Source organism: Streptomyces sp. NPDC048277, from assembly GCF_040652235.1.
In the GTDB taxonomy this organism is placed as follows: Bacteria; Actinomycetota; Actinomycetes; order Streptomycetales; family Streptomycetaceae; genus Streptomyces.
On record NZ_JBEZLQ010000020.1, the window covers coordinates 169,400 to 194,332 of the forward strand.

The window sequence follows — 24,933 nt, forward strand, 5'->3', positions numbered from 1 at the left end:
ACTCGTGTCACGCTAAGCAGCCCGGCGGCGCGGCGGAAATGGGCGTTCACGATGCCTGGCATCGGTCGGCGTCCCACCAATTCCCTGCCGGTGCCGGCAGCGGGGTACTAGCTTTCCCGTCATGACACAGCGAGCCCACGAGACGATTCACGCGCTCACCTACGGCGCGTACCCGGCCCGCTGCCTCCAGGTCGTCGCCGAGCTCGGCGTCGCCGACCTCGTCGACGACGGACCCGTACCCGTCGGCAGGCTCGCGGCCGGCTCCGGCGCAGACCCCCGCACGCTCGACCGGGTCCTGCGGCTGCTCACCGCGTACGGCGTCTTCGAGGAACGGGACGGCGGGTACGCGCACACCCCCGCGTCCCGGGTGCTGCGCGGTGACCATCCGAAGAGCGCGCGTCCACGGCTCCGCATGATGGGTCTGCCGATCCAGCTGGACAGTCTCACGCTGCTCCGGCACACCGTGATGACCGGGGAGCCGGCCATCGAGGTGCTCGCACCCGGCGGGCTCTGGACCTACCTGCACGACCGGCCCGACGACGCCGAGATCTTCAACCACGCCATGTCCGCCAAGTCGGCCGCCGACGTCCCGGCGGTCGTCGGGGCGTACGACTTCACGTCGTTCGGCGTGATCGTCGACATAGGCGGCGGCCGTGGGCAGCTGCTCCGCGGCATCCTGGACCGTGCGCCCGCCGCCGAGGGCATCCTGTTCGACCAGCCGGGCGTCATCGAGGCCCTGGACTTCCCCGACAGCCCGCGCCTGGCGCTGCGGGCCGGGGACTTCTTCGACTCGGTGCCGGCCGCCGACGCCTACGCCCTGATGCACGTCCTGCACAACTGGGACGACGAACGGGCGGCGCGGATCCTCGCCACGATCCGGAAGGCGGCCGCCGCCGGAGCCACCCTGCTCGTCGTCGAGAACGTCCTGCCCGACGAGCGGCCGTCCCCGGCGGCGCTGGCGATGGACGTCATGATGCTCGCCCTGACCCGGGGCCGGGAGCGCACCGAGGGCGAGCTGTCCGTGCTCCTCGAAGACGGCGGCTTCCGCCTCACCGGCATGACGGAGACCTCGGGCGCCCTGCGCATCGCCGAGGCGAAGGCGATCTGATGCGCCGGGGCACCCGCGTCCGCGGCGCGGCACCGCCCTGTATATGCGAGGGAAAATTCAGTTCATCAGTGCGCAAACCGATCACCGGATCGGTGTAATCGGCAGACATGTCGGACCGCTTGGCGATCTAGCGTCGAAGTGCACGGGGGCCACACGCACCAGAAAGCACCGAGGCACGCATGCCCATCCCGAATACCGACGTCGTGTCCGCTACCGACGTCATGTCCGCGTCCGAGTTCGACACCCTGACCACGCCCACCGGCACCGGTCTCCTGCTGCCGGTCGACGAACTGCCCGAGTCGGCTTCGTCGCCCGACCTGGTGCTGCGGCGGGTGCGCGACGAGCTGATGCTCGACGGCAACGCGCGGCTCAACCTCGCCACCTTCGTGACGACCTGGATGGAACCGCAGGCACGGCAGTTGATGGCGGACACCGCGGAGAAGAACCTCGCGGACCGCGCCGAGTACCCGCAGATCACCGCGATGGAGGAACGCTGCGTACGGATGCTCGCCCGGCTCTGGCACGCGCCGCGCCCCGAGCGGGTCCGCGGCTGCTCCACCACCGGCTCCAGCGAGGCGGCCATGCTCGGCGGCCTCGCGCTCAAGCGCCGCTGGCAGGACCGCCGGCGGGCCCAGGGCAAGGACACCGGGCGCCCGAACCTGGTGATGGGCGCGAACGTCCAGGTGTGCTGGAAGAAGTTCGCCAACTACTTCGAGGTCGAGCCGCGTTACGTCCCGATGGAGCCCGGCCGCTACCACCTCACGCCCGACACGCTCACCGCCTACTGCGACGACAACACCATCGGTGTCGTGACCGTCCTCGGCTCGACCTTCGACGGCTCCTACGAGCCCGTCGCCGACATCTGCATGGCCCTGGACGGCTACCAGGCCGCCACCGGCACCGACATCCCCGTGCACGTCGACGGTGCGTCCGGTGCCATGGTGGCGCCGTTCCTGGACCCCGGCCTGATGTGGGACTTCCAGCTCGAACGGGTCGCCTCCATCAACACCTCGGGGCACAAGTACGGGCATGTCTTCCCCGGCCTGGGCTGGGCCCTGTGGCGCGATGCCGAAGCCCTCCCCGACGACCTGGTCTTCGAGGTCGACTACCTGGGCGGCAGCAACCCCAGTTTCACCCTCAACTTCTCCCGTCCGGGCGCCCATGTGGTCGCGCAGTACTACAGCTTCCTGCGCTACGGCTTCGAGGGGCTGCGGAACCTGGCCGTCCAGAACCGTACGACGGCCCGTGCCCTCGCCACGCGCATCCAGGGGATCCCGCCCTACGAACTGGTCACGGACGGCACCGAACTGCCCGCCTTCGCCTTCCGGCTGGCTCCCGGCACCGAGGGCCTGACGGTCTTCGACATCTCCCAGGCGATGCGCGCCCGCGGCTGGCAGCTGCCCGCCTACACCTTCCCCGCCCCCTGCCAGGACATCTCCGTCCTCCGTCTGGTGGTCCGTACCGGGTTCACCGCCGAACTCGCGGGCATGTTCATCGCCGACCTGACGGAGATCACCAGGCAGCTCCGCCCCGGCCGGCCGGTACCCGCACCGGCGGTCGAGCCACTCGCCGCCGTCTGACCGCGGCCCGGCCCTCAGTAGCGCACGGGAAGGGCCAGGAGCCCGCGGGTGCGCATCGAGGGGCGCCAGCGCAACTCCTCGGCGGGGACGTCGAGTTCCAGACCCGGGAGGCGTTCCAGGAGCGCGCCGAGGGCGATCTCGGTCTCCAGGCGGGCGAGGGGTGCGCCGAGGCAGTAGTGGATGCCGTGGCCGAGGGCCAGGTGCCCGGTGGCGTCGCGGCCGATGTCCAGCCGGTCGGGTTCCGGGAAGCGGCGCGGGTCGCGGTGGGCCGCCGCCAGCGACAGCAGCACCGTCTCGCCCGCCGGGACGGTGACCCCGCCGATGGTGATGTCCTCGGTGGGAAAGCGGCGGATGGCGAGCGGGGCGGGGCCGTCGTAGCGGGCCAGTTCCTCCACGGCCGGGCCGAGCCGGGCCGGATCGGCCCGCAGGGCCGCCAGTTGGGAGGGGTTCAGGAGCAGGGCCAGGGTGGCGTTGCCGATGAGGTGGACGGTGTTCTCGTACCCGGCGAACAGGATGAGGAAGGCGAGGGACATCAACTCGTCCTCGCTGAGCCGGTCTTCCTCGTCCCGTACGGCGATCATGGCGGAGAGCAGGTCGTCGGCGGGCTCGGCACGCTTGCCGGCGAGCAGCCGGGCGAAGAAGGCGAGCAGCGCCCCGACGGCCTCCTTGGCCCGCTCGGGCCGGGCGGGGTCGGGGATGACGAGGGCGTCGGTCCAGGACCGGAAGTCCGGCCGGTCCGCCTCGGCCACGCCCAGCAGTTCACAGATCACGGCGACGGGCAGCGGCGCGGCGTAGGCGGCGATCAGGTCGGTACGGCCGAGCGGCGCGACGGCGTCGAGCAGCGCGTCGGCGGTCCGCCGGACCGGCTCGCGCAGGAGGGCGACACGGCGTGGGGTGAACGCCTGGGAGACCAGACGGCGGACGCGGGTGTGGTCCGGAGGGTCCATGTTCAGCAGGTTGGCGTCGAGTGCGGGCGGCAGCGCGAGCCCGCGGTAGCCGCCGGGCTTCGCGTGGGCCTTGTCGAGGGAGAGCCGCGGATCGGCGAGGGCCTGGCGCACGTCCTCGTACCGGGTCACCAGCCAGGCCGGCAGCCCGTCGGTACCGGCGACGCGGTGCACGGACCCGGCCTCCCGGAGCCCGGCGTACACGGCGTACGGGTCGGCGAGCAACTGCGCGGGGTCAACGACGGCCGGGGCGGGGGGCGTTGTACTGGCGTCCATGCCCCACACCCTAGACAGTGCCACCGAGGCCGGCGGCCTCGTAGTACCGGGCGGGCGGGTCGGACATCGAACACCGGCCACGCCCGCCGGGTGGCACCGACGACCGCCCGGGGCACGCGGCGGACCGGCCGTCGCTGACCACCCCGGTGCCGGCCGATGAGGCGCCGCCCGGGGACACCTGGCAGGCGCCGGGCACGGCCGGTGGCCGACGGCAGCGGCAGCGGCAGCGGCAGCGGCGCCGTGCTTGCGGATCGGGTGCGGGTGCCGGGCCATCGGGCGGAGCGTGGCGGGTCGGCTTCGGTGGACTACGTGTTCTTGCGGCCCACTCCCGCGTACACCCAGTACTCCGACGGGTTGTCCGGGAGTTTCTCGTCCGGGGCCGGGCGCCACAGCGGGACGTGGACCAGGCCCGGCTCCGCGAGGTCGAAGCCGGTGAAGAGGCCGAGGATCTCGTCGTGGGAGCGGGCGGTCACCGGGGAGGTGGCCCGGGACCGGTAGAGCCGGCCCACCGCGGCCGCGGTGTCGGGGCGGTCCTGGTTCGTCGCGTGGGACATCGCCAGCCAGCTGCCCTCGGGCAGGGCGTCCCGGAAGGCGGCCACGAGGCCGGCCGGGTCCTCCTCGGGTGTGACGAAGTGCAGGATCGTGATCATCAGTACGGCGACGGGCTGTTCGAAGTCGATCAGCTTGCGCACCTGCGGTGAGTCGAGGATGTCGGCAGGCCGGCGGATGTCGGCGTCGACGATGTCCGCGTCCGGGTTGCCGGAGAGCAGCGACGCGCTGTGCGCCACGGCCACGGGGTCGTTGTCGACGTACACCACCCGGGCGCCCGGACTCGCCGTCTGCGCCACCTCGTGGACGTTGCCCTGGGTGGGGATGCCCGAGCCGAGGTCGATGAACTGCCGTACCCCGGAGTCGACGAGGAAACGCACCGCCCGGCCGAGGAAGTCACGGTTGGCGCGGGCCAGGGTGCGCACCTGCGGGTCGATGGCGCTGAAGGCCGCCACCGCCTCGCGGTCTATGGCGAAGTTGTGCTGTCCGCCCAGCATGGCGTCGTACATCCGGGCAACGCTCGCCTTGTCGGGCTGGGCCGCGGGGACGGGAGCTGCGCTGTCGGACACCACAACATCCTTTCGACACACGGATTTTGACGCGGCAACATCATATAGTTGTCAGCCGCCGCGCGGCGCCCTGCTGAACCGCCGTGCAGCAGTCTCCCCCCACGCCCGAAAGGCACCACCCTGCGGAACGAACCGCGCAGCACCCTCGGCGACCGGCCCGCCGCCCGGCCCGTGTCGCGCCGGGCACTCCTGTCCCCGGCCGCCGACGCCATCGGCTCCGCGCTCGATCTGCGGCTGACCGGCACCCAGTTCGCGCACGCGCTGGCACCCGCCCTCGCCGACGCGGCGTCGGTCTATCTGCTGGAGCGCTGGCGTCGTGGCGAGCACGCGCCCGCCGCCCCCGACCCGCCCCGGATCGAGGCGCACCGGCTGGCGCTGCGCGTGGGGTCGGACGCGCTGGAGGACTGGGAGGGCGTGCTGCCGGCCGGCGAGGTGATCGTCTTCCCGCGCGAGACGCCGTACGCCCGCGCGCTCGCCTCCGGGCAGGCGCAGTTGCTCGACGCCATAGACGCGCACACCTCCGAGCGGCTGCGCGCCTCCGGCGGTGGTGACAGGCGCATCGACGAACTGCTGCGCACGGCGTCCTTTCTCGTCGTACCGCTGCGGTTGCGGGACGTGACGATCGGGTTCGTCGCCTGTACCCGGGGACCGGACCGGGCGCCGTTCCTGCCCGCCGAGGCGGCCGCCGTCGAGGCGCTGGCGGCGCATGCCTCCGTGGCCCTGGACAACGCGCGCCGGTACGAGCACGAGCGGCGCACCACGCTGGCCATCCGCAACAGCCTGCCGTCCGGCACGCTGCAACGGTTCGAGGGCTGCCGGGTCGCCCACGGCTCGCTGTCGGCCGGGCCGGACACCGTCATCGGCGGTGACTGGTACGACGTGCTGCGGCGGCCGGGCGACCGGGTCGGCCTGATCGTCGGGGACGCCATGGGCCACGGCCCGGAGTCCGCCGTGGCGATGCTCCAACTACGTACCGCGGCAAGGACGTTGGCCGGATTCGACATCCCCGCGGTCGAGCTCGTACGGCGGCTGGACGCGCTCGCCTGCGAGACTCCCGGAGCCTCGTTCGCCACCTGTGTCTACGCCGAGTGGGACGCGCGGCGGCGCACCTGCACGCTGGTGGGAGCGGGGCATCCGCCGCCGCTGCTGCGCGGGCCCGACGGCAGGACCGCCCCGGTCACCCTGGCCGAGGCGGGCCTGCCGCTGGGGATCGGCACGGGCCGCTACGAGGCGACCGAACTCGCCGTGCCGGCGCAGGCCCTGCTGGTGCTCTACAGCGACGGTCTGGTCGAGTCCCGCGACGCGGACATCGACCATCAGATCGCCCGTCTCGCCGACGCCGTGGACGCGGCCGTCGCCGGCCTCCCGGCGGCCGGGGGCGAGGAGGCGCTGCCCGCGCTGTGCCGGCAGTTGCTGGCCGCTCCCTCCGATCCGGCCGGCGCGGACGACCGCACCCTGCTGCTCGCCGAGCTGACACCGGTCCAGGACTGATCCGGACGCGTCCGGCGCTCAGTCGAGTGCCGTGAGGAAGCGGCCGCACACCGCGCCGCACGCCCGGCACGCGTCCGCCGCCTTCTCGGCGCCGGGGCAGGCTCCGAAGACGCGGGCGCAGTCGAGGCAGACCGCGCGGCACCATTCGAGCTGCATCCGCAGAGCGTCCACGTCCTGCCCGTTCCCCTCCGTCAGCGCTCTGCAGGTCGCCTCGCACACCTCGCCGCACGCGACGCCCAGACGACGCACCTGCTCGTACCCCGCGCCGCCGTCCGGCTCCAGGGTGCCGGCGCGCAGCGCACACGCCCGGGCGCACTGTGCGCAGGCCTGCGCACACTCGAACCGGTCTTCGAGAAATCCGTACAGCTCCTTCTGGGACATCCCTTGTGTCACCCGACCCGGGTAGCCGGGAGCGGGATGCGGCAAACGCCCTGGCGGCCCTGGATCACGGCCGTGCGAGGCACTCCTCCGGCGTCACCCACCGTCAACAGCCGGACACCAAGAGCGTCCGGTTCGTACCGTTCTGGGCGGGGTATCCCCTTGCTATGAGTACGGTATCGATGCAGCTGGCCGCTCCCAGCGGCCTGATGAGTCTCGCGCTCTTCGTGGTGGCCGTGGCCGTGCTGGCGATGCTGGCCGGGGGCTTCTGGCTGGGCAACCGGGTCAAGTACCGCGAGTCGACCCGACCACGTCCGGAGGAACAGCCGCAGCTGCCACCGGAGGGTGCGGTGCACGAGATCATGCAGAACCGCGAGTCGGAGGAGATCCCGCAGATCCCCAAGGGCGGTCGTCCGCTCACTCCGTACGAGCTGAGCAATCAGCAGACCAGGCCGAGCGCGTCGAAGGACCGGCCGCGCTGGAGCCCGGGCTCCAGCGGCTCGTTCGGCGGCGGCGGGCTCGGCGCCCACTGACCCTAGACAGTCCCCCGGCCCACGTCGAGGCGCCCGACGTGGGCCACGTTCCCGAGATCCTCGGCGTCCTGGCTCGGCGTGGCCGTGAACCAGGCGTCGAGGATCTCCTTGAGCACCGGCTCCGAGGTGAGGCGCAGGCTCAGGGCGAGGACGTTGGCGTCGTTCCAGCGGCGGGCGCCGTCGGCGGTGTAGGCGTCCGCGCACAGGGCCGCGCGCACGCCGGGCACCTTGTTCGCGGCGATCGAGGCGCCGGTGCCGGTCCAGCAGCACACGACCGCCTGTTCGGCGGCGCCGGTGGCGACATCACGGGCGGCCGCCTCCGAGCAGACCGCCCACTGCGGGTCGGCCCCGGGCTCCAGCGCGCCGTAGGTGCGCACCTCGTGGCCGCGGCGGCACAGCTCCCCGACGAGAAGACGGGCGACGGGTTCGTCCATGTCGGAGGAGACGGAGACTCTCATGCCGCGTCACGTTACGCGCAGGCGGTTCCCACCCTTCACCTCACCCCTTGCCACGCCTATCGATAGTCGATAGATTTCCATCGCTACTCGATGGAGGGGTGAGGCATGGGGAAGCTGGCGGTGGGTGCGTTGCGCGCCGTGCTCGGGGTGGTGCTGGCCGGCACCGTGCTCCTGCAGGCGTTGATGGTGTGGACATTGGTCAGCGGGAGCGACCCGGAGGACGGGTCGCTCCCGCTGACGGCGCTGCGCGTGACCACGATCCTGGGCATGGTGTCGGCCCAGGTCGCCCTGGTCTGCGTATGGCGGCTGGTGACGATGGTGCGACGCGGCACCGTGTTCTCCCACGCCGCCTTCCGGTACGTGGACGGTGTGATCGGCGCGATCGTGGCGGCCGCCCTCGTGTGGTTCGCGGTCACGATCATCAACGCCCCGGGCCAGCGGGACGACCCGGGCGTCACCCTCATCATGGGCGGGATCGGCGTGGCCATCCTGGGGGTCGCGCTCATCGTGCTCGTGCTGCGGATGCTGCTCGCCCAGGCCGTCGCCCGCGATGTCGAAGCGGCGCAGCTGCAGGCCGAGCTGGACGAGGTGATCTGATGCCGATCGCCGTCGACATCGACGTGATGCTGGCCAGGCGGAAGATGTCCGTGGGCGAGCTCGCGGACCGCGTCGGGATCACGCCCGCCAACCTGGCGGTCCTCAAGAACGGCCGAGCCAAGGCGGTGCGCTTCGCGACGCTCGCCGCGCTGTGCGAGGTGCTCCAGTGCCAGCCGGGCGACCTGCTGCGCTGGGAGGCGGCCGAGGACACCGCGGCCGTCTGACGTTACCCCCCGGGCGGCGCCGTCCCCCCTTAACCCACCTGGGCAGCCGGCTTCGCGACCATGTCCGACGTCGTCGGTCGGTGCCCGGCCGGACCGATTCAGGCGCCGGTGTCGAGGTGGCCGGAGGCGGCGCGGATCAGGCCGTCCAGCCAGGCCTGGTGGCCGTTGAGCATGGGGTTGGGGCGCTCCTGGGCGAGGGCCGCGGCGGGGGCGCCGATCTGGGTCTCCTGGGTGAGGACGCGCACCCGGCCGCCGGGCAGGTCCTCGACCAGCCAGGCGTGCAGCACGTCGAGCCGCTCCTGCGGCCCGCCGTCCTGCTCGGCCGTCCAGGAGAGACGGCCCGGCGAACCGTCCGCGGGCTCCCGGTACTCGACGACGTGGGCGTCGAGGGGCGGAAAGCCGAAGGTGCCGAAGCTGAAGACCTGGTCGTCCTTCAGCCGGGGGCCGCCGCCCTGCGGGAAGGAGATGTCGGCGACGTTGTCGTAGTACGACTCCCAGGTGGAGGTGTCGGTGAGGTAGTGCCAGACCCGGGCGGCGGTGACGCCCTCGACGACGACCTCGTTGGAGACGAAGTTGTCGCCGGTGCCGGGCAGGTACTTCTCGGGCCAGTTGATCGCGTTCTGCGTGGTCATGGGGGCGTCCTCACGGTGCGGGGCGGTGCGGGGCGGTGCGGTGTCGGGAAAGCTTCGACGCCTTCGACGGTAGGCACCGACACCATCGGATCACCAATAGGAGCACCGATCTATTCCATCGGAACTCCGATATCGGCGCCCAGTAGGCTGGCCCGTATGGAGAACCCTGCCGTCGGTGACGCGGAGCACGTCGGACGGCCGCTTCCGTCGCACGCCGACCTGAACCTGCTGCGCACCTTCCTGGCGGTCTACCGTTCCGGCTCCTTCACGGCGGCGGCCCCGCTGCTGGGGCTCTCGCAGCCGACCGTGACCGCGCAGATCCGGTCGTTGGAGCAGCAGACGGGGCGGGAGCTGTTCACGCGGCTGCCGCGCGGGGTCGAACCCACGCCGCTCGCCGATGAGCTCGCCGGCCGGGTCGCGGCGCCCCTGGACGCGCTCGCCACGCTCGACGGCGGCAGCGGACCGCTCGCCGGGCAGACCGCGCCGGTGCATCTGGCGGGCCCGTCGGAGCTGCTGTGCGTCCGGGTGCTGCCCGCCCTGGTCCCGCTGATCGCCGACGGCGTCCAGCTGCGCGTCGCCCAGGGACTCCCCGAGCCCCTGCTGGAGGAGATGCGCTCCGGACGGCACGACCTGGTGATCGCGACACGCCGGCCGCGCGGCCGGTCGCTCCCGTCGGCGCCGCTCGCGGACGAGGAGTACGTCCTGGTCGCGAACCCCGCGTGGGCGGAGCGGGCCGCCGCCGACGACGACGTGTGCACAGCCCTGCGCGAGGTCCCGTTGGTCACGTACGCGGAGGATCTGCCCCTCGTGCGGCGTTACTGGCGGACGGTCTTCGGCAGACAGCTCACCGCCCGCGCCGCGGTCACCGTGCCGAACCTGTACGCCGTGCTGTCGGCGGTCAACGCCGGGGCCGGCTACAGCGTGCTGCCCCGCTCGCTGTGCCAGGAGTACCTGGACTCCGGGCGGCTGGCCCTGCTGCACGAACCGGAGGAGCCCCCGCTGAACACCCTCTTCCTGGTCCAGCGGCCGGGATCCGACACCAATCCGGACGTGGCCCGCGTCCGCGACCACCTGCGTGCGGCCGCCCTCGGCTGGTGAGACGGGCCGTCGGCCCCGGAGACGCCGGCCGTGAGCAGGCGCGGCAGCTGCCGGGGCGGCACGGGCTCATGGCTGCCGTGATGCGGGGCGTACGAGTCCGGTCTGGTAGGCGATGACGACGAGCTGGGCGCGGTCACGGGCGCCGAGTTTCGTCAGCGCGCGCTGGATGTGGCTGCGTACGGTCAGCACGCTCAGGACGAGTTCCCCGGCGATCTCGTCGTTGGACCTGCCGCGGGCGGCGAGTGCGGTGACCTCCCGTTCCCGGGGTGTGAGGTCGTTCAGGCGCTCCGGGGGCGCCAGGAGGGCGCCGGGGGCCGGGCCGGCGAGGAAACGGGTGATGAGGGCGCGGGTGGCGCCCGGGGAGAGGAGTGCCTCGCCGGCGGCGACGGTGCGGATGCCGGCGAGGAGGGTGTCGGTGGTGACGTACTTGCCGAGGAAGCCGCTGGCACCGAAGCGCAGCGCCTGGGCGACGTACTCGTCGGTCTCGTACATGGTGAGGACGAGGACGCGGGTGCCGGACAGGTCGGGGTCGGCGCAGATGGCGGCGGTGGCGGCCAGGCCGTCCGTGCCGGGCATGCGGATGTCCATCAGGACGATGTCGGGGCGGTGGGTGCGGGCGAGGTCGACCGCCTCCTGGCCGTCGGCGGCCTCGGCGACCACCTCCAGGTCCGCGCACGAGTCGATCAGCAGCCTGAAGGTGCCGCGCAGCAGGGCCTGGTCGTCGGCGAGCAGGACACGGATACTCACGGGGCGGCCTCGAGTTCTTCCGGGACGAGGGAGAGGAGCGGCAGGGCGGTGCTGACTTCGAAGCCGCCCTCGGGGCGGGGTCCGGCCCGCAGGTCACCTCCCACGGAATGGGCGCGCTCGCGCATGCCCATCAGGCCGTAGCCGGCGGCGGCCGCCGGAGCGGTGGGGGCGCCGTCGTCGGTGACCGAGACGAGCAGCCGGGACCGGCCGTAGGTGAGCCGGACGTCGGCGCTCCGGCCGGAGCCGTGCTTGGTGACGTTGGTGAGGGCTTCCTGGATGATCCGGTACGCCGTCAGGTCCACGCCCGGTGACAGGGGGCGTACGTCGCCCTCCGTCGTGACGGTGACGTCGAGACCGGCGCTCGCGCAGGCCGAGACCAGTGCGGGCAGCCGGTCCAGGCCGGGGGCCGGCTCCAGGGACTCGCCGTCGGCGTCGCCGGACTGCCGCAACACCCCCACCGTGGCCCGGAGTTCGATCAGCGCGGAGGATGTGGTGACCGTCAGTTCGTCGAGCAGTCTCAGCGCCTGCTCGGGCTGGGTGGGTGCGAGGTGGCGGGCGGTGCCGGCCTGGGCGTTGGCGACGGCCATGTGGTGGGCGACGACGTCGTGCAGCTCACGGGCGATCCGCATCCGCTCCTCGGCGACACGCAGCCGGGCCTCCTCCTCCCGGGTGCGCTCGGCGTACGCGGCCCGGGCCTGCACGGACTCCAGGTAGGCCGCGCGCAGCCGGGCGCTGCTGCCGCCGACGATGGGCAGCAGCAGCCACAGGACAGGGCCGACGGTGCGCAGCAGCAGTATGTCGGTCGTGGGGTTGTCGAGTATGGCGGTGATCACCACCACGGCCATGGCCGCGAGGCCGAACACCCGCGCGGTCCGCCGGTCGGTCCTGGCGGACACCCAGTACAGGGCCAGCATGAGGGGGGCCAGCATCAGGGGGGTGGGGAGGTAGCCCTGGGCGAAGGTGGCCACCGCGCAGGCCATCGCCACGGCGGCGGCGGTGCGCGGGTGCTCGCGTGCCCGCAGCAGGGCGAGGCAGGTGACGGCCGCGAGGGCGATGGCGGGCCACTGCTCCCGCGGCTGGCTGATGCCGGGGAAGCGGAGCAGGGCGCCCAGGGTCACACAGCCGAGCAGGGCCAGGACCGTGGCGGCGTCCATGACACGGCGGAAGCGCCCTGTCCTGCGCTCGAAGCTGGTGGTCATGTGTCTCTCCGGAGGGTGGGCCTGGGTCCATGGTGGACGACGTGCGCGGCGGAACACCCCTGCGGGCCGCCCGTGACCTGCGCCACGGACAGCCCTCAGGGGACCCGCAGGGGATGGACGGGACGGTCAGAGGCGTGCCTCGACGGGCTCGCCGGGGGCGGGATCCGGGTCGCCGGCCGTGGTGGCGGCCGGGCCCCGGTTGAGCGCCTCGCCCTCGATGTCCACCCGGGGCAGCAGCCGGTCCAGCCACTTGGGCAGCCGCCAGGCGCGGTCCCCGAGCAGGGCGAGGACCGCGGGCACGATCGCCATCCGCACCACGAAGGCGTCGAGGAGCACGGCGGTGGCCATGCCGAACCCGATCATCTTGATCATGGAGTCGCTCTCGCCGATGAACCCGGCGAAGACCGCGATCATGATGAGGGCGGCGGCCACGACGACCCGGGCGCTGTGCCGGAACCCGGAGACGACCGCCTCCCTCGCCGGCTCGCCGTGGACGTAGGACTCCCGCATCCGTGAGACGAGGAAGACCTCGTAGTCCATGGCCAGGCCGAAGATGATGCCCACCAGGAAGATCGGCATCAGGCTCATGATCGGCCCGGTCTGCGCCACGCCGAACAGTCCGGCCGCGTGGCCCTGCTGGAAGACCAGTACGACCGCGCCGAGGGCCGCGAGGACCGAGAGCAGGAAGCCGAGCGCCGCCTTGAGGGGGACGAGCAGGGACCGGAAGACCACCAGCAGCAGCACGACGGCGAGACCGACGACGGTGATCAGGTAGGGCACCAGAGCCGACTGGACCTTGCCGGCGATGTCGATGTTCAGTGCGGTGGTGCCGGTGACCTCGAAGGACGCACCGGCCGCCGACTCGATGGCCGGGCGTTCGCCGCGGATCGTCTTGACGAGGGTCTTGGTGCGTTCGTCGGTCGGGCTGGTGGACGGGGTGGCGGTGAACACCGCCGTGTCGCCCGCCTTGTCGAAGTGCGGCCGGGTGACCGAGACGATCCCCCGCGTGCCGGCGATCCGCTGGCCGACCGTGCCGACCGCCGCCCTGGCGTCGTCGGCGCCCTTGGCGTCCACGACGATGGTGAGCGGCCCGTTGAACCCCGGTCCGAAGCCCTCGGCGAGGGCGTCGTAGGCGCGGCGCTCGGTGGTGGACGTGGACTTGGCCTCGTCGCCCGGCATGCCGAGCTGGAGCTGCGTCATCGGTACGGCGAGGGCGCCGAGGCCCACGACGCCCAGCAGGAGCACCGGAACCGGGCGGCGCAGCACGAAGCGGGCCCAGCGGGTGCCCCGGTTGTCGCCCTGCGGCTTCCGAGGCTTCCGGGAACGGAACAGCCGGCCGCGGCCTTCCCGCCCGCGCGCGGCGCCCGCCAGCACGGCGTTCGGCCAGAACCCGAGCAGCGCCGGGACCACGGTCAGCGCGATGACCACGGCCACGACCACCGCCCCGGCCGCGGTCAGGCCCATCTTGGTCAGCATGGGGATGCCGACGACGGCGAGGCCGGCCAGGGCGATGACCACGGTGAGACCCGCGAAGACCACCGCCGAGCCCGCCGTACCGACCGCGAGGCCGGCCGCCTCCTCCGGGGCCCGGCCCCTGGCGCGCTCCTCCCGGTAGCGGGAGACGACGAACAGGGCGTAGTCGATGCCGACGGCGAGGCCCAGCATCATCGCCAGGGTGCCGGTGCTGGTGGACAGGCCCAGGGCGTCGGCCAGCAGGGTGATGGTGAACATGCTGAGACCGACGCCCAGGATCGCGGTGAGCAGCGGCAGTCCGGCGGCCGCGAGCGATCCGAAGGTGATCAGGAGTACGACGGCCGCGACCGAGATACCGACGATCTCGGCGGCTCCGCCGGGTCCGGCGCCGCTGTCCATGGCGGAGCCGCCGGTCTCGACGGTGAGGCCCGCGTCGCGTGCCTGGCCGACGGCGTCCTCCAGCGCGGTCCTGGTGGTGTCGGTGATGCCGGAGGACTTCACCTTGTAGGTGACGGTCGCGTACGCCGTGGAACCGTCCTTGCTGACCGCCTTCGCGGTGAAGGGGTCCGCGACGGCGGCCACCTGGGTGCCGTCGCCCAGGGCCCGCACCGTCTCCTCGATCGCCTTCCGGTGCGCGCCGGCGGTGACCTTCCGCCCGTGCGGGGCGACGAAGACGACGCGTGCGGTGGCGCCGTCGGCAGCCGCGCCGGGGAAGCGCTCCTGCATCAGGTCGTACGCCTTCTGGGACTCGATGCCCGGCATCGAGAACTCCTCGTCGGAGGCGCCCGGCGCCTGCAGCGCGCCCAGGCCTACAGCGGCCAGGACGGCCACCCACAGCAGGGCGACGTACCCGCGCCGCCGGAAGGCCAGTCGGCCCAGTCGATAGAGAAAAGTAGCCACGTCAGGGAACTCCGCATCCGATCTCGCTTGGCCACCCAGGCTGTCCCGGCGAGGGCCCCCTCGTCGTCGTGCGGCTACTGGCAATGGCGGCTACTGAATCCGGAGGACGGACTACTGAAACCGCGGTACGCGTCCGGGCCGCCGGATCATGCGCCGGTACTACACGGGAAACCGGCCCCGGTGCGTCTGAGGGCGCCCGCCCCGGTCCGTCCGCGCGACGCCCGTCTCAGTCCGCGGCCCCGACCGTGCGGAGCACCGCGTCGGCCATACCGCGCTCGCCGCGTTCGTTGGGGTGTGCCGGGGCCGCGGGAGCCGCGGGAAACAGCGGTTCGACCCAGCGCACATCGGGGTCCGCGCAGGCGTCACGGCCCGTGGAGGGCGCGTAGGTGTCGACGTACCCGGCACCGGCGGCCCGCGCCTTCTCCCGGAGCACGGCGTTGAGCTGCCGCTCCTTGTCCCGCAGGAATTCCACGTCGCCCGGTGCCAGCCCCATGGCCGTGCAGTCGGTTCCCTCGGCGGGCAGGATCGCCGGATACCCGACGACGTAGATCCGGGCCTTCGGCGCACGGTGCCTGATGCCCGCCAGCACCCCGGTGAGCCGTCCGCCCGCCGCCTTGATCTTCGCCTCGACCTCGTCGGTGCCGTCGGACAGGTACCGGCTGCGGCACGGCGCCCGGTCGGCGGTGCCGCCCCCGATCCGCTTCTCCAGCTGGTAGCCGACGCCGCTCCGGACGCAGGTCGTGATCAGGGAGCCGAAGCCGATGTCGTTGCCGCCGATGCCGAGGGTGACCAGTCGTGTGGCGGTGTTCAGGGCCGAGAACTGCGCGGGGTTGACGCCGTGGTCCGTGGACTGCGGCGCGGACAGGTCGGCCATGACGGCGCCGCTGCAGCTGATGTCCCGGAACTCGGCCGCCCGCAGGCCGAGTCCGGCGGCGACCAGCGCGGGATAGTTCCGGTCGGAGCGCTCGCAGCCCGCGGGCCGCCCGTGCTGGCCGGGGATCTTCGGGCCGGCCGTGTAGGAGTCGCCGAGCGCCACGTACGGCCCCTTCGGGGGTGTGAACCGCGATGCGGAACCGCCGCCGTCCCTGCCGACGGCGACGGCGGCGACGAGCGCGACGCACGAGGCCACCGCCGCCAGCCCGATCCCTGTACGCATCCTCATCCGCGTGTCCCGCCTTCTGTCGGTCTCCGAATACCGCTTCAGGCTCTCCGTGCACCGCGTGTCCCGTCGTCGTCCCCCTGTTGGCAACCGGCGGACTCACGGCGCAGTACGGGCCGCCGCGGGGTCGTACCGCGGATTGACCAGGACCTACTGCGGATCGAGCAGGACCTGCCGGCGGATCAGGCAGGGGCTACCGCGCTTTCAGCAGGCCGGCCCGCCCGCGCAACCGGCGTCCGGACCCTTGACGTCCGCCGCATGACTGCGTAGACATGACTACGCAGACATGACAGCGCAGTCAGCCGGACGGCGCATGACATGATTGACCTCGATCAAGCGGTCACCGGGAGACGCCATGGCACCAGGGACGGGACGCGGCAAGAGCACCGCCGCGCCGCGCAGTGTGGACGTGGCCCGGCTGGCCGGTGTCTCGCAGAAGACCGTCTCCAGGGTCTTCAACGACGAGCCCTATGTCTCCGAGGACGTGCGCCGGCGCGTTCTCGACGCCGCGGAACAACTCGGGTACCGGCGCAACAGCGCCGCCCGGGCGCTGGCCTCCGGGCGCACCCGCTCGATCGGCGTGGTGACGCTGGGCACGGCCCTCTACGGTCCCGCCTCGCTGCTCATGGGCGTCGAGCGGGTCGTCCGGGACACCGGCTACGCGCTGCGCGTGGTCAACACGGTGGAGGGCGACCCGGCGGGCATCTCCGGCGCCGTGGACTCGCTCCTCGACCAGGGCGTGGACGGCATCGTCATCTCGGAGCCCATCGACGAGCAGGCGGACGGCACGGACGTCCCTCTGCAGATCGACGTTCCGGTCCTGGTGATGGGCCCACCGCCCCCGGTCGCCGCGCCCACCGTGCTGACCGCGGGGGACGGCGCCGACCTGATGGCCCGGACCGCCACCGAACACCTGCTGGCCCTCGGCCACCGGACGGTCCATCACCTCGCCGGACCGCAGCGCTGGTACGCCGCCCGGGACCGTCTGGAGGGCTGGCGGGCCGCCCTGACCGCACAGGACAGGGAGGTGCCCGCGGCCGTCGGGGGTGACTGGTCGGCCGCGTCCGGGTACGCGGCGGGACGCAGGTTCGCCGCGGACGAGCGGGTCACCGCGGTCTTCTCCGCCAACGACGACATGGCGATCGGCCTGATCCGCGCGCTGGCGGAGGCCGGCCGACGGGTGCCGGAGGACGTCAGCGTGGTCGGCTTCGACGACATCCCGGTCGCCGCCTATGTGACTCCCCCGCTCACCACGGTGCGTCAGCCCTTCGACGCCGTGGCGCAGGAGGGCCTCAAGCGACTGGTGCACGCCATCGAGAACCCGGCGGCGGACCCCCTGCCGCCGAGCAGCGCGCCGGTCGACCTCATCGTCCGCGCCTCGACCGCGCCACCACCGGGACCGGCCCGTGGCCGGCCCGGCACGGCCTCGGATGCCGCGAGAGGAGGTGCGCCCGCCCAGGACTGACCCACCGCCCAGCCCGTACGACGACAGCTCACGACTGTCCCGCGATCCCCGCACCAGCCGCCGTACCCGGGTCGTACCGTCGCGGCACCGATCGCGCACCCGCACCCTCCCCTGCGAGCGCCCTCATCGCACCGGCGCCCCAGAGCCGCCCCTGATCCCAGTGGGCCCCGCGTCAGGCCTGTGCGCCCGACCGCGTCTCCTCCCCCTCTTCAGCACCGCACGCCCTCGCCAGGCGTGCCGCCACCTTCGCCATCGGCGGGAGTTCACCATGCCCAGATCCAGCTCCGCGTCCAGCCCCTCCCCCCTGAGCCGCCGGCTCTTCCTCGCCACCACCGGCGCCCTGTCGCTCGGCGCCGCCCTCACCGCCTGCGGCGGCGGTGACTCCGGCGGCACCTCGGCCTCGGCCAAGCCCGTCGGCCAGGCCGACATCGACAAGGCCATGAAGACCCCGACCGAGCTGACGTTCTGGACCTGGGTCCCGGACATCGCCAAGGAGGTCGCGCTCTTCGAGAAGAAGTACCCGGCCATCAAGGTCAGGATCGTCAACGCCGGTCAGGGCACGCCCCAGTACACCAAGCTGCGTACAGCGCTGAAGGCCGGCAGCGGGGCGCCGGACATGGTGCAGATCGAGTACCAGGCCATCCCGACCTTCACCATCACGAACAGCCTGCTGGATCTGCGGCCGTACGGCGCCTCGGCGCTCAAGTCCACGTTCGTCGACTGGACCTGGGGCCAGGTCAGCGGCAGCAACGGTGAGATCTGGGCGATCCCGCAGGACACCGGCCCGATGGGCATGCTGTACCGGCACGACATCTTCGACAAGCACGGCATCGACGTCCCGGGCACCTGGGACGAGTTCGCGGCCGCCGCGCGCAAGCTCCACAAGGCCGACCCCGACGTCTACCTCACGAACCTCGCCGCCAACCAGGTCGCCGCCTGGCACGGTCTGCTCTGGCAGGCGGGCGCCAAGCCCTATGTCACCGCCGGCAGGAGCGACATCACCATCAGCGTCGACGACGCCGTCTCGCGGAAGCTCGGCGCCTACTGGGGCGGGCTCGCGAAGGAAGGGGTCATCGGCGTCGAGCCCGACTTCACCGACTCCTGGTACGCCGCGCTCAACAAGGGCAAGTACGCCACCTGGATCACCGCCGCCTGGGGCCCGGTCTTCCTGTCCGGATCCGCCAAGGCCACGGCCGGCAAGTGGCGGGCGGCCCCGCTGCCGCAGTGGGACGCCGCCAAGCCCAGCTCGGGCAACTGGGGCGGCTCCACCACCGCGGTCGTCCGCTCCACCAAGAACCCCATCGCCGCGGCGGTGTTCGCGCAGTTCCTCAACAGCGACCCGGACAGCGCGAGGATGTTCGCCACCGAGCAGTTCTTCTTCCCCGCCACCAAAGCCCTGCTCACGGACGCCACGTTCACCGGGGACGCCCCTTCCTTCTACGGCGGCCAGAAGGTCAACCAGGTCTTCGCCGACATCAGCTCGACGGTCAACTCCTCCTTCCAGTGGCCCCCGTTCCTCGACCAGGCGGCGACCGACTGGACCGAGACGGTCGGCAAGTCCCTCGCGGACCACACCGACACCGTGCGCGCGCTCGGCAGTTGGCAGTCGCGGCTGACGACGTACGCCAAGAGCCAGGGCTTCACGGTCAAGGGGAGTTGAGATGACCGGCACCCGCCGCCACCGGGCGGCAGGACCGCTGTTCGTCGCCCCGTTCCTGACGCTGTTCCTGCTGCTCTTCCTCGCCCCGCTCGGCTACGCCGCCTACCTCAGCCTGTTCCGGAGCCGCCTGATCGGCGGCACGGTCTTCGTCGGCCTGGACAACTACACGCAGGCCCTGGGCGATCCCCAACTCCTGCACGGCGTGGGCCGGGTGGCACTGTTCTTCGTGATCCAGGTGCCGGTGATGCTGCTCCTGGCGCTGCTGTTCGCCCTCGCGCTCGACAGCGGTCTGCTGCGGCTGGCGCGGGTGATCCGGCTGGGCATCTTCGTGCCGTACGCCGTGCCCAGCGTGGTCGCCGCGCTGATGTGGGGCTATCTGTACGGGCCGGACTTCGGCCCGTTCGCCCAGCTCAGCCGGAAGCTCGGCCTGCCCGCCCCGCACTTCCTCGGCGACGGCTGGATGCTGGGCAGCCTGGCGAACATCGTGACCTGGGAGTTCGTCGGCTACAACATGATCATCCTGTACGCCGCCCTGCGCACGATCCCGCAGGAGCTGTACGAGGCCGCGGCGGTGGACGGGGCCGGCGCCTGGCGCGTCGCCTGGTCGGTGAAGCTGCCCGCGCTGCGGCCGGCGCTGCTGCTCACCCTGCTCTTCTCCGTGATCGGCAGCTTCCAGCTGTTCAACGAACCCAACCTGCTGATGAAGATCGCCCCGGACGTCATCAGCAGCTCCTACACCGCCAACCTGTACGCCTACTCCCTCGCGTTCACCGGCCAGCAGGTCAACTACGCGGCGACGGTGTCCTTCCTGCTCGGTCTCGTCATCGTGATCGCCTCCTACGCCGTCCTGCTCACCGCGAACCGCGGCGGCCGCGGCGGCAGCAGCGGGAGGACCGCATGACGAACCGCCGCAGCACCCCGCTGACGATCGCCATGCTGGCGGCCCTCGCCTACTTCCTGCTCCCCCTGTGCTGGCTGCTCATCGCCTCAACCAAGAGCACCCAGGACCTGTTCAACACCTTCGGCCTGTGGTTCTCGCACGCCCCGCAGTTCCTGGCGAACGTCAGGGCGACCTTCGCCCAGGACGACGGCGTCTTCGTGCACTGGCTGCTCAACACGGTCCTGTACGCCGTCGTCAGCGCGGTCGGTGCCGCGCTGCTCGCGGCCGCGGGCGGGTACGGCTTCGCCAAGTTCCGTTTCCGCGCCGACCGGCTGGCCTTCAACCTGGTCCTCGGCGCCGTCATGGTCCCGACCACCGCGCTGGCCATCCCGACCTATCTGCTCTTCGCCAAGGCGGGGCTGGTCAACACCCCGTGGGCGGTCATCCTGCCGTCCCTGGTCAACCCGTTCGGCCTCTACCTGATGCGCATCTACGCGGCCGACGCCGTCCCGGACAGCATCCTGGAGGCCGCGCGCATCGACGGTGCAGGGGAGGCCCGGATCTTCTTCCGGATCGCCCTCAGGCTGCTGGGCCCCGGCCTGGTGACGGTCCTGCTGTTCACCCTCGTGGCGACCTGGAACAACTACTTCCTGCCGCTGATCATGCTCAACGACCCGAACCTGTACCCGATCACGGTCGGCCTCGCCCGCTGGGCCGACCAGGCCCAGAACGGCGGGGCCGGGGCGAGCAGCGACATGCTCGCCCTGGTCGTGACCGGCTCACTGCTCTCGATCGTCCCCCTCGTCGCGGCCTTCCTGCTGCTCCAGCGGTACTGGCAGAGCGGGCTGGCGGCCGGCGGCGTCAAGCAGTAACTCCCCCTATCTCTCCTGGAGGTCTCCTTCATGGCGGCTCTGCCTGCCCGTGTCCTGTTCGGTGCCGCGTACTACCACGAGTACCAGCCGTACGAGCGTCCCGCCGAACGCCTCAAGACCGACCTCGACCTGATGGCCGACGCGCATGTCACCGTGATCCGGGTCGGCGAGTCGGTCTGGTCGACCTGGGAGCCGGAGAACGGGCGGTTCGACCTGGACTGGCTGCAGCCGGTGCTGGACGGCGCCCACGAGCGCGGTATCTCCGTCGTCCTGGGCACACCGACGTACGCCGTCCCGCCGTGGCTGGCCCGCCAGTACCCGGAGATCGCCGGCGAGCGGCGCACCGGCGAGCGGATCGGCTGGGGTGCCCGCCAGGAGGCGGACTTCACGCACCCGGCGTTCCGGTTCCACGCCGAGCGGGTCGTCCGCCGCGTAGTCGCCCGGTACGCCGGCCATCCGGCGGTCATCGGCTTCCAGGTCGACAACGAGCCCGGCAACGAACTCCTGCACAACCGGGGCGTGTTCGAGCGGTTCGTCGACCATCTCCGGGAGAAGTACGGGGACGTCGAGACCCTCAACCGCGCGTGGGGACTGGTGTACTGGTCCCACCGCCTCTCCACCTGGGCCGACCTGTGGACCCCGGACGGCAACGCACAGCCCCAGTACGACGTCGCCTGGCGGGAGTTCCAGGCCCGTCAGGTCACCGAGTTCATCGGCTGGCAGGCGGACATCGTCCGGGAGTACGCCCGCCCCGACCAGTTCGTCACCACCTGTATCTCCTACACCCGCCCGGCGGTCGAGGACGACGAGCTCACCGACCGCCTCGACATCGCCGCCGGCAACCCGTACTACGACATGCAGGACGGGCTCCTGCTGCCGGACCCCACCCCGGACGGCCATGAGCAGCAGTGGAAGACCACCGGCGTGTGGGCGCTGCACCGGACCGCCGACTGGATGTACTCCTCCCGGCAGGCGCCGTTCCTGGTCACGGAGACCGACGCGGGCTCGATCGGCTTCCCCTGGGACAACCGGCCCGCGTACGACGGCCAGTGGCGGCAGGCCGCCTGGGCGCTGGTCGGCCGCGGGGCCCGCATGATCGAGTACTGGCACTGGCACACCCTGCACTTCGGCGCGGAGACCTACTGGGGCGGCATCCTGCCCCACACCGGCCGGCCCGGCCGCGCCTACGCCGAACTCGCCCGTCTTGGAGGGGAGTTCGAGACCGCGGGCGCGCTGGTCGCCGGTCTCGCACCGGACGCGGACCTCACGATGGTGTACTCGACGCCGAGCAAGTGGCTGATGCAGAAGTACCCGCCGCTGGCCAGGCCCGACGGCGATCCCGACCCGGCCGCCTACCACCGCATCTTCGACCCCTTCTACCGGGGCGCCTTCGACGCCGGGCGTCAGGTGCGCATCGTCCACGCCCGCCGGCTCCACGATCCGGCCGGGGAGCGGGGGGAGTTGGCGCCGGAGGAGGCGGTGCGCCGGCACCCGGTCCTGGTCGTGCCGGCGCTGTACCTCGCCGCCGACCCGACCCTGGACTGGCTCGCGGCCTACGCCCACGCCGGCGGCCATCTGGTCCTCGGCCCGCGCACCGGCTACGCCGACCAGGAGGCCCGGGCCCGCACCGAACCGGCCCCGGGCCGTCTCACGGACGCGGCCGGGGTCTCGTACGACGAGTTCAGCAATCTGGTGCGGGACCTGCCGGTACGGTCCGCGCCCGGCGGCCCGCTCCGCCTTCCCGAGGGCGCCACGGCGACCGGCTGGGTCGACGGGCTGACCGTCACCGACGCCGGCACCGAGGTTCTCGTCGCCTACGACCACCCGCACTTCGGCCGGTGGCCCGCGGTCACCAGCCGTCGCCACGGCGCGGGCCGGGTCACCTGTGTCGGTACGGTCCCGGGCCGGGATCTGGCCCGGACGCTGGCCGAGTGGCTGGCCCCGGCCCCCGTCCACGGCTGGCGGGACCTCCCGGCCCCGGTCACGGCGACCACCGGCACCTCGCCCGACGGGCGCCGTGTGCACATCGTCCACAACTGGAGCTGGGAGTCCGCGAGCGTCCCCGTCCCGGTGCCCCTCACCGACGTCCTCGACGGCACGTCCCTCGCCGTGGGCGCGGCACTGGACCTCGGCCCGTGGGACGTACGCGTCCTCGTCACCACGGAGATCGAGTGAGCGATCCATCGACAGATCGCTCCGTCGTCTGATCGCTCCGTCGTGCGATCGACCCACCGACAGGGAGAGGCCATGCAGGGAAGAAGAGCCGCAAGAGCACTGGGGACCTTCGTCGCGGCGTCCGCGCTGCTGATGATCCCGCCGGCCAGTGCGCGGGCGTACGACCCGACCGGCGGGATCCTGTACCAACTGGGCAGTGACCCCTGTCTGAAGGGGCGGGGCAACTGTGTGATCTACCCGAAGTCGGCGCAGTTGCCGAGCGGGCGGCTGGTCGCGTCGTTCGAGAAGTCCACGGTCGTGCCCGCGTCGGGCAGAGCCGACGGGCAGACCCTCCCGGTCTACAAGAGCGACGACCACGGAACGACGTGGCAGCCGCTGTCGGAGGTCAGGGCCCCGGCGTACCTCTCCAGCGATCCCCGGTACGCGAAGTACACGAGCAACTGGACGAACCCGTACCTCTACACGCTTCCGCAGGACGTCGGGAACCTGAAGCAGGGCACCCTGCTGCTGGCGAGCGTCGTGTCGGGCGACGACTCCTACTACACGGAGCACAAGGCCGCGGATCCGAACTGGACGCCGTCCAACGACGGCGACCGCGGGGATCTGGCGATCGCCCTGTACGCCAGTGCCGACGACGGCGCCACCTGGAAGGTCGTCGACGTCGTCGCGACGGGCGGACGGCAGGGCGGCAGCGCGGGCGCGATCGGCCGGAACGTCGCCGCCGCGAACACGTACCGGCAGGTGGATCCCCTCTGGGAGCCGTACCTGATGGTCTACAAGGGGCAGCTCGTCTGCTACTACTCCGACGAGAACGACTACACGGGCTTCGACCCGGCCACCGGTGTGCCCGCCCTCGACCCGGCGAACGACACCGCCACGGACTCGCAGGGCCAGATCCTCGTCCACCGGACCTGGGACGGGCGCAGCGCCTCGTGGAGCAGTCCCGTCGTCGACATCGCCGGACTGACCCAGGGAATGGGCGGCGGCAAGTCGGAGATCGGCGGTGGCCGGCCGGGCATGGCGAACGTCGTCCGCACGACGGACGGCAAGTGGATGATCACGTACGAGTACTGGGGCGGCGGGGCGAACACCCGGTACCGGGTCGCCGACAATCCGCTGGCGTTCTACACGGGCTCCCCCACCGGGGACAGCGTCGCCTCCCTGCCGGTCGACGCCGGTTCCCGGCCGCTGGCGACCGGCGGCAGCCCGGTCCTGGTGCGGCTGCCCGGCGGGCGGCTGGTCTACGACGCGGCGGGCAGCGGGAGCGTCTGGGTCAATGCGAGCGGGCGCAGCGACGGTGTGTGGAAGGAGTACCAGACGACGTCGAAGGCCGGTTACAGCCGCGATCTCCAGTACGTGGACGGCACCGGCCGGATCGCGATCCTCAACAACCAGGGCACCTCGACGCTCGCCTTCGCCGAGGTGGACCTCGGGCACTCCGACGGCGCCTACTACCAGTTGGTGAACCGCAGGACGGACCAGGTGATCGGCACCGGCGGCAGGAGCAACGACGCGAACATCGGCAACGGCGACGTGCCCGACGTGCGGCTGGAGGAGCCCGGTTCGGTGGCCGACACCGACACCGAGTACTGGCATGTGGTGACCGAGCCGAACGGCGGGGTGACCCTGCTCAACAAGTCGGGCGGCCGCGCGGCGGCGATCTGGACGGGGAACGCGACGGCCGGTCAGCGGATCGGCCAGTGGGTCGACAACAGCACCACCGGCAGCTGGAACCTGGTCAAGACCCCCGACGGCTTCTACCGGTTGCAGGCGGTCAGGAACACGAGTCTGTATCTGACCGGTGCGTCCGACGGAGCGCCCCTGACCCTCCAGACCGCTGCGGCGGACGGCTCCCAGGACTGGGAGCTGGTCCAGTAGCCGACTTCACCGCGCTCATGTTTCCCGGTTGCTGTCGGGCAGGTCCCGGCGGCCGGTCGGGGGGAACGCCCGGCCGCCGGGGGCTCTG

The 24,933-nt window shown here is 72.2% G+C and carries 22 protein-coding genes; 13 read left to right on the forward strand and 9 right to left on the reverse strand.

The window, feature by feature from the left end; all coding sequences use genetic code 11:
* Positions 1–121: 121 nt before the first annotated feature.
* Both AB0D85_RS35820 and AB0D85_RS35825 read left to right on the forward strand, forming a co-directional pair.
* A complete protein-coding gene (locus tag AB0D85_RS35820) occupies positions 122–1,108 on the forward strand; it encodes a methyltransferase (protein ID WP_362329502.1) in 987 nt (328 codons plus the stop codon).
* 179 nt (positions 1,109–1,287) lie between these two features.
* Positions 1,288–2,688, forward strand: coding sequence for a glutamate decarboxylase (locus AB0D85_RS35825; protein WP_362329505.1), 1,401 nt, complete (start codon positions 1,288–1,290; stop codon positions 2,686–2,688).
* A 14-nt stretch (positions 2,689–2,702) separates the two neighbouring features.
* On the opposite strand, the gene AB0D85_RS35830 is transcribed toward AB0D85_RS35825, so the two are convergent.
* Entirely contained in the window at positions 2,703–3,908 is a 1,206-nt protein-coding gene (locus AB0D85_RS35830; protein ID WP_362329508.1) for a cytochrome P450, read from the reverse strand.
* A gap of 305 nt (positions 3,909–4,213) precedes the next feature.
* Complete coding sequence (locus AB0D85_RS35835; protein WP_362329511.1) at positions 4,214–5,026, reverse strand: SAM-dependent methyltransferase; 813 nt, start codon at positions 5,024–5,026, stop codon at positions 4,214–4,216.
* Positions 5,027–5,197: 171 nt separating this feature from the next.
* On the opposite strand from AB0D85_RS35835, the gene AB0D85_RS35840 reads away from it, so the two are divergent.
* Positions 5,198–6,517 (forward strand): PP2C family protein-serine/threonine phosphatase, encoded by a 1,320-nt coding sequence (locus AB0D85_RS35840; RefSeq protein WP_362329514.1) that lies wholly within the window; start codon positions 5,198–5,200, stop codon positions 6,515–6,517.
* An 18-nt stretch (positions 6,518–6,535) separates the two neighbouring features.
* Here the strand turns inward: AB0D85_RS35840 and AB0D85_RS35845 are convergent, their stop codons facing one another.
* Entirely contained in the window at positions 6,536–6,898 is a 363-nt protein-coding gene (locus AB0D85_RS35845; RefSeq protein ID WP_362329517.1) for a ferredoxin, read from the reverse strand.
* A gap of 164 nt (positions 6,899–7,062) precedes the next feature.
* On the opposite strand from AB0D85_RS35845, the gene AB0D85_RS35850 reads away from it, so the two are divergent.
* Positions 7,063–7,428 (forward strand): DUF6479 family protein, encoded by a 366-nt coding sequence (locus AB0D85_RS35850; RefSeq protein ID WP_362329520.1) that lies wholly within the window; start codon positions 7,063–7,065, stop codon positions 7,426–7,428.
* Positions 7,429–7,430: 2 nt separating this feature from the next.
* Here the strand turns inward: AB0D85_RS35850 and AB0D85_RS35855 are convergent, their stop codons facing one another.
* Positions 7,431–7,886: an RpiB/LacA/LacB family sugar-phosphate isomerase gene (locus AB0D85_RS35855; protein WP_362329523.1), complete on the reverse strand. Its 456-nt coding sequence runs from the start codon at positions 7,884–7,886 to the stop codon at positions 7,431–7,433.
* A gap of 105 nt (positions 7,887–7,991) precedes the next feature.
* On the opposite strand from AB0D85_RS35855, the gene AB0D85_RS35860 reads away from it, so the two are divergent.
* Together AB0D85_RS35860 and AB0D85_RS35865 are read left to right on the forward strand one after the other, a co-directional pair.
* Positions 7,992–8,483 carry a DUF2975 domain-containing protein gene (locus AB0D85_RS35860; protein ID WP_362329526.1) on the forward strand — a complete coding sequence of 164 codons (492 nt, stop codon included), beginning with the start codon at positions 7,992–7,994 and terminating at the stop codon, positions 8,481–8,483.
* Complete coding sequence (locus AB0D85_RS35865; RefSeq protein ID WP_362329529.1) at positions 8,483–8,707, forward strand: helix-turn-helix transcriptional regulator; 225 nt, start codon at positions 8,483–8,485, stop codon at positions 8,705–8,707. Before AB0D85_RS35860 ends, AB0D85_RS35865 begins: the two co-directional genes overlap by 1 nt.
* Before the next feature lie 98 nt (positions 8,708–8,805).
* Here the strand turns inward: AB0D85_RS35865 and AB0D85_RS35870 are convergent, their stop codons facing one another.
* Entirely contained in the window at positions 8,806–9,339 is a 534-nt protein-coding gene (locus AB0D85_RS35870; RefSeq protein WP_362329532.1) for an SRPBCC family protein, read from the reverse strand.
* Between the two features lie 156 nt (positions 9,340–9,495).
* On the opposite strand from AB0D85_RS35870, the gene AB0D85_RS35875 reads away from it, so the two are divergent.
* Positions 9,496–10,437, forward strand: coding sequence for a LysR family transcriptional regulator (locus tag AB0D85_RS35875; RefSeq protein ID WP_362329534.1), 942 nt, complete (start codon positions 9,496–9,498; stop codon positions 10,435–10,437).
* A gap of 66 nt (positions 10,438–10,503) precedes the next feature.
* Here AB0D85_RS35875 and AB0D85_RS35880 read toward each other — a convergent pair whose 3' ends face one another.
* From AB0D85_RS35880 to AB0D85_RS35895, 4 genes are all read right to left on the reverse strand, one after another.
* The gene (locus AB0D85_RS35880) at positions 10,504–11,184 is read right to left on the reverse strand and encodes a response regulator transcription factor (protein WP_362329537.1); all 681 of its coding nucleotides are present in this window, start codon (positions 11,182–11,184) and stop codon (positions 10,504–10,506) included.
* Positions 11,181–12,383: a sensor histidine kinase gene (locus AB0D85_RS35885; protein ID WP_362329540.1), complete on the reverse strand. Its 1,203-nt coding sequence runs from the start codon at positions 12,381–12,383 to the stop codon at positions 11,181–11,183. Before AB0D85_RS35885 ends, AB0D85_RS35880 begins: the two co-directional genes overlap by 4 nt.
* A gap of 126 nt (positions 12,384–12,509) precedes the next feature.
* Positions 12,510–14,756, reverse strand: coding sequence for an MMPL family transporter (locus AB0D85_RS35890; RefSeq protein WP_362329543.1), 2,247 nt, complete (start codon positions 14,754–14,756; stop codon positions 12,510–12,512).
* 226 nt (positions 14,757–14,982) lie between these two features.
* Positions 14,983–15,912 (reverse strand): SGNH/GDSL hydrolase family protein, encoded by a 930-nt coding sequence (locus AB0D85_RS35895; RefSeq protein ID WP_362329546.1) that lies wholly within the window; start codon positions 15,910–15,912, stop codon positions 14,983–14,985.
* A 358-nt stretch (positions 15,913–16,270) separates the two neighbouring features.
* On the opposite strand from AB0D85_RS35895, the gene AB0D85_RS35900 reads away from it, so the two are divergent.
* From AB0D85_RS35900 to AB0D85_RS35925, 6 genes are all read left to right on the forward strand, one after another.
* Entirely contained in the window at positions 16,271–17,380 is a 1,110-nt protein-coding gene (locus tag AB0D85_RS35900) for a LacI family DNA-binding transcriptional regulator (protein ID WP_362329550.1), read from the forward strand.
* Between the two features lie 268 nt (positions 17,381–17,648).
* Complete coding sequence (locus tag AB0D85_RS35905) at positions 17,649–19,040, forward strand: extracellular solute-binding protein (RefSeq protein WP_362329553.1); 1,392 nt, start codon at positions 17,649–17,651, stop codon at positions 19,038–19,040.
* Between the two features lies 1 nt (position 19,041).
* Positions 19,042–19,941 (forward strand): sugar ABC transporter permease, encoded by a 900-nt coding sequence (locus AB0D85_RS35910; RefSeq protein WP_362329556.1) that lies wholly within the window; start codon positions 19,042–19,044, stop codon positions 19,939–19,941.
* Positions 19,938–20,792 carry a carbohydrate ABC transporter permease gene (locus AB0D85_RS35915; protein WP_362329559.1) on the forward strand — a complete coding sequence of 285 codons (855 nt, stop codon included), beginning with the start codon at positions 19,938–19,940 and terminating at the stop codon, positions 20,790–20,792. Before AB0D85_RS35910 ends, AB0D85_RS35915 begins: the two co-directional genes overlap by 4 nt.
* Before the next feature lie 30 nt (positions 20,793–20,822).
* Positions 20,823–22,967 (forward strand): beta-galactosidase, encoded by a 2,145-nt coding sequence (locus AB0D85_RS35920; protein ID WP_362329562.1) that lies wholly within the window; start codon positions 20,823–20,825, stop codon positions 22,965–22,967.
* Positions 22,968–23,039: 72 nt separating this feature from the next.
* Positions 23,040–24,845, forward strand: a complete 1,806-nt coding sequence (locus AB0D85_RS35925; protein ID WP_362329566.1) for an RICIN domain-containing protein — start codon at positions 23,040–23,042, stop codon at positions 24,843–24,845.
* Positions 24,846–24,933: the final 88 nt, after the last annotated feature.